General features: G+C 56.5%; 7 protein-coding genes and 1 tRNA gene. 1 reads left to right on the top strand and 7 read right to left on the bottom strand.

Going from position 1 to position 6040, the window contains the following annotated elements; genetic code table 11:
- Positions 1-521: 521 nt before the first annotated feature.
- Both F8I07_RS09915 and F8I07_RS09910 read right to left on the bottom strand, forming a co-directional pair.
- Positions 522-598, bottom strand: a tRNA-Pro gene (locus F8I07_RS09915).
- Positions 599-666: 68 nt separating this feature from the next.
- Complete coding sequence (locus tag F8I07_RS09910; protein ID WP_292659112.1) at positions 667-1365, bottom strand: hypothetical protein; 699 nt, start codon at positions 1363-1365, stop codon at positions 667-669.
- 224 nt (positions 1366-1589) lie between these two features.
- Here F8I07_RS09910 and F8I07_RS09905 point away from each other — a divergent pair, with 224 nt between their 5' ends.
- Complete coding sequence (locus F8I07_RS09905) at positions 1590-2042, top strand: NUDIX domain-containing protein (RefSeq protein WP_292659110.1); 453 nt, start codon at positions 1590-1592, stop codon at positions 2040-2042.
- Here F8I07_RS09905 and F8I07_RS09900 read toward each other — a convergent pair.
- The 5 genes from F8I07_RS09900 to F8I07_RS09880 all read right to left on the bottom strand — a co-directional run.
- Positions 2039-3694, bottom strand: coding sequence for a TrkA family potassium uptake protein (locus F8I07_RS09900; protein WP_292659108.1), 1656 nt, complete (start codon positions 3692-3694; stop codon positions 2039-2041). The two genes, F8I07_RS09905 and F8I07_RS09900, sit on opposite strands and share 4 nt — an antisense overlap.
- Positions 3695-3715: 21 nt before the next feature.
- Entirely contained in the window at positions 3716-4096 is a 381-nt protein-coding gene (locus F8I07_RS09895; protein WP_292659105.1) for a DUF6394 family protein, read from the bottom strand.
- Between the two features lie 71 nt (positions 4097-4167).
- A complete protein-coding gene (gene pgsA, locus F8I07_RS09890) occupies positions 4168-4710 on the bottom strand; it encodes a CDP-diacylglycerol--glycerol-3-phosphate 3-phosphatidyltransferase (RefSeq protein ID WP_292659103.1) in 543 nt (180 codons plus the stop codon).
- 177 nt (positions 4711-4887) lie between these two features.
- Positions 4888-5670: an enoyl-ACP reductase gene (locus tag F8I07_RS09885; protein ID WP_292659101.1), complete on the bottom strand. Its 783-nt coding sequence runs from the start codon at positions 5668-5670 to the stop codon at positions 4888-4890.
- 1 nt (position 5671) lies between these two features.
- Positions 5672-6040, bottom strand: a 369-nt coding sequence (locus F8I07_RS09880; protein ID WP_292659099.1) for a dihydrodipicolinate synthase family protein, incomplete at its 5' end; no start/stop codon positions are given.

The raw sequence follows: 6040 nt of genomic DNA, 5'->3' as shown, positions 1-6040 counted from the left end.
GTTGTATTGAGCTGGAGAGTCTGATTGGGGTTCTCACAACGGATTTGTGTGAGCATTTTATTCCCCGGTTCTTTGTAGAGACGGATCAGTGAGCGGCCACGAAGCGAATCGATGAGATCATACCTGATCGGACCGTTGCGAAAAGTGATCGAGGCGTTTCCTGCAGCGTCGATGCTATAGCGGAATCTCTCTTTGGGTTCTACTCTCCCTTTTGGATATCTGAGGAGGACCGTTCCATGCTTTCCGATGCGAAATTGGAGGTAGCCTTGTAGCTTGTTGAATTGTGGGGAGGCACAAAGCGCATACACTTTTGTGCCGCTGACACAGCGCCAAAGGGTCTGCTCATCCCCGCGGCATAGGGGATGTTCTGTATCGCTGCGGTTTGGTTTTGCCGTCGGGGTGGAGGAGTGCGCATAGAGGGATGGATGGTTCAGGAGTGTTATAGAAAGGAGAAAAAAGAGGTTTTTGACTCTGGTTTGGTGATGCATATGCAGGAAAGATCGTCTTTGAAATGTGGTGAATGGTCGGGGTGACAGGATTTGAACCTGCGACCTCCTCGTCCCGAACGAGGCGCGCTACCAGGCTGCGCCACACCCCGATATAATTTCGGAGCGTATTTTATCCTTTTTTCCTTACACTCGGGACAGAGGGCTTTCTCCGGGAGCTTCAGATCTCCTCTTCGCTCTCGTCGAGGAAGATTCTGTCGGGGCAGGGGAGGCGTTCAAGAGTTTTGTCTCCGGTCTGCGGATCGAGGATCACCCGATAGAGGGCGCCGCGGATGAAAGCGGGTTTGAAATCGAAGCTCTCCACCTCCAGCGGAATCTTTCCGTACCGGCTCCGGGTGGGAACCAGGGTATCGCAGAGGGTGTCGAAAAAACTTTCGGTGAGGATCGCATAGGTATCCAGATCCATGCTGCAGTCGTAATAGCCCAGCTCCGTCTCCTCGGCATGGAAGGTCTCTTCGTCACTCTCGGCCCCCAGATCCCAGACTCCCAGTCCCTCTTCGCTGCGCAGATAGAAGATCTCTCCGGGTTCCGCCCGCTGGATAATGGCCAGAGGGTCGGTAATGGGGATGTTCTTCAGCGTCAGCGCGTCACGGTCGAGCGCCTGTTCTTCGGCGCCGTCGACCGTGACGGTCAGGACATCCAGCGATTCGGGATCGATCCCGGTGACCACCTCTGCCGCTTCCAGCAGATCCAGTTCTCCGCTTTCGACCAGCGCATCCACGTCCTCCATATACCGCAGCAGATCTTCCCGATCCGTCAGGTCATAGGCATCGCTTTCGATCCCTTCGAGTTCCAGCTGATCCAGATTGTAGAGCCCCACTTTTTTTGTCGTCCCTTCCAGATGAATCGATAGTTCCATACTGCGCTCCTTTCTCGTCTTTTTTATAGGCTTTTGACCCCTTTGAAAAACCGCCGGGTATCCTTGCGTCATCCTGAACTTGATTCAGGATCCAGGGTATAATGGGTTTTCCAGGACCTGGATTCCGGATCAAGTCCGGAATGACGGGTGTTTTTCATAGGTATTTAATACTATAGCAGAGTTTTAGATATTCGAGGGCGACCCAGGTAGCCAAAGGAGAAAAGATGACCGTCAGTGCGGGAATTCTGCCCTATCGTCGGAAAAAGAACGGGATCGAACTCTTCCTGATCCATATGGGCGGCCCCTATTGGAAGAACAAGGAGCGCTCCTGGAGTATCCCCAAAGGGATCGTCGAAGAGGGGGAGAGTGTCGAAGCGGCAGCCCGCAGAGAGTTCGTCGAAGAGACGGGTCAGAGGATTGACGGGCCCTTGATTGATCTGGGAGAGGGACGCAGCGGCTCGAAGCGTTTGCGGATCTTCGCCGTCGAGGCACCGCAGCTTTCCGAAACGATCCGTTCCAACACTTTCAGCATCGAATGGCCGCCCCACAGCGGTAGGGAACAGGAGTTTCCCGAAGCGGATCGCGCCACCTGGGTCTCCCCGGAGGCAGCGCGGAAAATCCTGGTCAAAAGCCAGCTTCCCTTTCTCGACCGCCTTGAAGAGAAGCTTGGCTTTTAGAGATCTTCTCCCAGGACATAGGCCAGCTCGTAGTAGTTGTTGACGATATATTCGAAGTCGCTTTTGCTCTCTTCGGTGGCGGCGATGAGAAGCCGCATTCCTGCCTCCAACGGCAGGTCGTCTCCCGGCATGAGCTCGATATGCTCTTCATCCCATTTGCAGAGCAGAATGAGCAGGGGCAGTCTCTCCTTCCGATTGGCCCGGGAGCGCCGCAGGGCTCCCAGGGGAATCTGCCGTCCTTTCTTCAACTCTTTTGCCAGGGCATAGGCGTGATCCTCGTCAATGGTGATCTCGAAGTGCATCGGGTTCTCCCCCAGGGTCGCGTGCATCTGTTCCACCACTTTCGCCCCCCACGCTTCGTCCTTGGTATGCAGAAGCCGGACAAATCGGTAGGCCAGAGGCCGGGCGATGAAGAGGTAGGTGAACTCTGCAAGGATGTGTTCGAGAATATAGACCCGGTTGATCCTGGCGGCCCGGAAGATACTCAGGTCATCCAGGGTGTTCTCCCGTCCGATGGTATAGATTTCGGGGTTGAGCTTTTTGGCGGTGGCCAGGATCGTGAGGTTGATCAGGTCGTCTTTGGTGGCGGCGATGATGGCTTCGGCCTCTTTGATCCCCGCTTCGATCAGGGTGTTGTAGTCCTCTCCGTCGCCGAAAACGGCGCTCTGTTTCTCCTCTTTGTAGTCAGTGGACTTGATATCGACATAACTGTAGGGGATTCCGGCTTTCTTCAGGGCCCGTTCCAGAGCGTGTCCCATGCGTCCGTAGCCGCAGATGATATATTTGCCTTTCGGAAGATGCTCCCGATCCCTTACTCTGAGGATATGACCGAAGGTCCACATCTCCAGGAGCCAGAGGCTGGGGGAGGTCAGGGCCAGATACATCCGGTTGGAGACGAACTGGAAGGGATCTTCGATATAGCGGACTCCCAGGTTGTGGAGGTGTTCGCTCTGGGTCTGGGTGGTCGATTTGATGACCAGTTTGATCCGTTTGTTGAGGAGTTTGCAGAGCAGGGCGATCTTGGTGTTTTTGATATCGTCTTCGAAGAGGGAGACCACGGCCTGGCAGCTTTTTTGATGGATGCCGGCCATCTTGAGCGTCTCGGGGGTGGTGACATCGGCGGCGAGGGAGGGGACCTCGGGGATGAAGTTCTCCAGATCCAGGGCTTCGATCTTTTCGGGGTCCCGGTCCACGACGACGACCCGGATTCCCTCCCGGTTGAGCCAGTCGATGATCAGGTGGGTGATGTTGTTATAGCCCAGGATGATGGTAAAGGGCTCCCGGAGCTCCTGGATCTTTTTGCGGAAGCGGGCGATGTCGATCTCCCGGGCGAGGCGCTTGTCCTGGACCAGGGCCACGATGGCCCCGATGCCGTAGAACCAGCCGATGACGGTGAGGTAGATACAGGCGGAGACCCACATCCTCTGGGGATAGGTAAAGGTGTAGGGGGCTTCGCCGAAGCCGATGGTGGAGGCCATGTAGCTGACGAAATAGAAGGCATCGAAAAAGGACATCCTGTAGGGATGCCCCTGATCGTCCATCCCGGGGATGAGTGTCAGCCCCAGGATCGAGATGGAGAAGGTGACGATGATGACCAGGAAGGGGATCCGCATCCGGCGGATGATGATCCAGATGGTGTTGTTGGTTTCCATGGGGTCCCCGCGGGGAGTCTCCTATCGCTTGGACTTGAGGGTGTCGCCAATGAAGAGGGTCACCGAGACGATGTTGGCGATGAAGGCCCCGGCGGCCAGAGAGACGACGGCGACGGTGCTCTCGAGATTCATCCCGCCCATGACATAGACGGCGAAGGCCCAGACGGTTGCCGAAGCGATGAGCTGGATATCGGCGACGAGGCTGGTGGCCAGGAGGACCGAACCGAGCTGGGTCTTGTCTCCGAGCTTGAGGATCGTGGCGATCAGGTTGATGACGATGGCGGCGAAGAGTTCGTAGCCGCTGTGGTACTCCAGGTTGGAGGGGTCGCCGTAGACAAAACCGAAGTTGATGGTCATGGCGAGGATAAAGAAAAATCCGGAGATAACCTTCTCTGTATTCATACACACTCCTTATGGTGATGATAGTGTAGAACGGAGCGGCTTAGAAAGTGATGGACAAAAAAACCAATGTTTCAGATCGCTGTTTTGCGGAAAAAGTCCCGGACGTATTCATAGCCGCTGTAGAGGGTCAGGGCGACGGCGATCCAGAGCAGCAGGGTGCCGCCGGGCCACTCCATGAGCAGGAAGCCGATGGCGAACATCTGGCTGACGGTCTTGACCTTGCCCATCCAGCTGGCGGAGATGTCGATCCCCTGGCTGACGGCGGAGACCCGCAGACCCGTAATGAAGAGCTCCCGGGTCAGGATCAGGTAGATCGCCCAGGGATCGGCCCGCCCCAGAAGCATGAGCCCCAGAAAGCCCGCCAGGGTGAGCATCTTGTCCGCCAGAGGATCGAGGATCTTCCCCAGGATCGTCACCTGGTCGAAGGTCCGGGCGATATAGCCGTCAAAAAAGTCGGTGGCGCTGGCCAGAACGAAGAGAAAAGCCGCCGCATAGTCGAGCCAGCTGTAGTGGATCCCGGCGAAAATGCTCCAGTCTCTATCGACCAGCAGCATATACATCAGCGGCGCCATCAAGAGGCGGATGAAGGCGAGGAGATTGGGCACGTTATACATCTGCACCCTTGTGCAGATGTATAACGTGGATTTTGGATTTTGGATTTTGGATTTTGGATTGAAAAATAAATTGTAGGATAATGCTTATAAAGTGGCTTTCTAACCAATATACCAATATACCAATATACCAATATACAAACAATCCCATTCTCAATCCTCCATTCCGCTGAGCGAAGATCAGCGGAACGTCGTTCCTCCGTCGACGACCAGGGTCTGGCCGGTGATCCAGCCGGCGTCGTCACTGCAGAGGAAGAGGATGGCGCCGGCCAGGTCTTCGGGGGTGCCCATGCGGTTGAGCGCCGAGCGTTTGACGGTTTCGGCTTTGACCTCTTCGTAGTTGGTGAAGGCCCGCAGGGCGTCGGTCTCGATGGGGCCGCCGCTGACGGCGTTGACTCGGATGTTCCACTCCCCCAGCTCCACGGCGGCGTAGCGGGCCATGGCTTCGACGGCGGCTTTGTTGGTGCCGTGTCCGGCGTAGTTTTCGATGTAGATCAGGTTGCCGGTGGAGCTCAGGGTCACGATGGCACCGCCTCCCACCTTTTGCATCCGTTTGGCCGCCTCCTGGCTGCCGGCGACGAAGGCTCCCACGGTGGCCATATAGATATTGGCCAGGCCCTTTTTGGGACGGAGTTTCATAAACTTGCCGTAACCGCCGACGACGGGGCGGCCGTAGATCATGGCGTTGGAGACGAAGAAATCGACCCGGTCGAAATCTTTGTCAATCGCTTCAAAAAGCGGTTTGAACTGATCGGTATCGAGGATATCCAGCGGATAGCAGCGGGCTTTGACGCCGTAGCTCTCTTCCAGCTCCCGGGCGAAGGTCTCGGCGGTCTCTTTGTTGGAGTTGTAGGTGAAAGCGACGTTGACGCCGTTGCGGGCGAACTTTTCGGCGGTGGCTTTGCCGATGCCCTTGGTGGCCCCGGTAATGACCAGGGTTTTACCTTTCATGTTTTCGTACATCTTATTTGACTCCCGGAATGGTGTAGTTGGCAAGGGCCGCTTCGATCTTTTTCATACTCTCGGCACCGGGAGGAACGAGGGGCAGGCGGTACTCCAGGCTGGGGATGAGGCCGGCGATATACATGGCGGCTTTGACGGGAATGGGGTTGGACTCGACGAACATCGCCTTGTTGATGGGATAGAGCGAATCGTTGATCGCCTTGGAAGCGGCCAGGTCTCCCGAGAGGGCGGTATGGACCAGCTTCGATTTGAGATCGGGCAGGAGGTTGGCGGTGACGGAGATGATCCCTTTGGCCCCGTTGGCCAGGAGAGGGTAGTCGATGGCGTCGTCGCCGCTGACCAGGCAGAGCTCGGGACGGGCCGCCAGCAG

The organism is Nitratifractor sp. (assembly GCF_015487065.1).
Lineage (GTDB): Bacteria > Campylobacterota > Campylobacteria > Campylobacterales > Sulfurovaceae > Nitratifractor.
The sequence above is the reverse complement of the archived record's forward strand: the minus strand, read 5'-3'. Positions and strand labels throughout refer to the sequence as shown.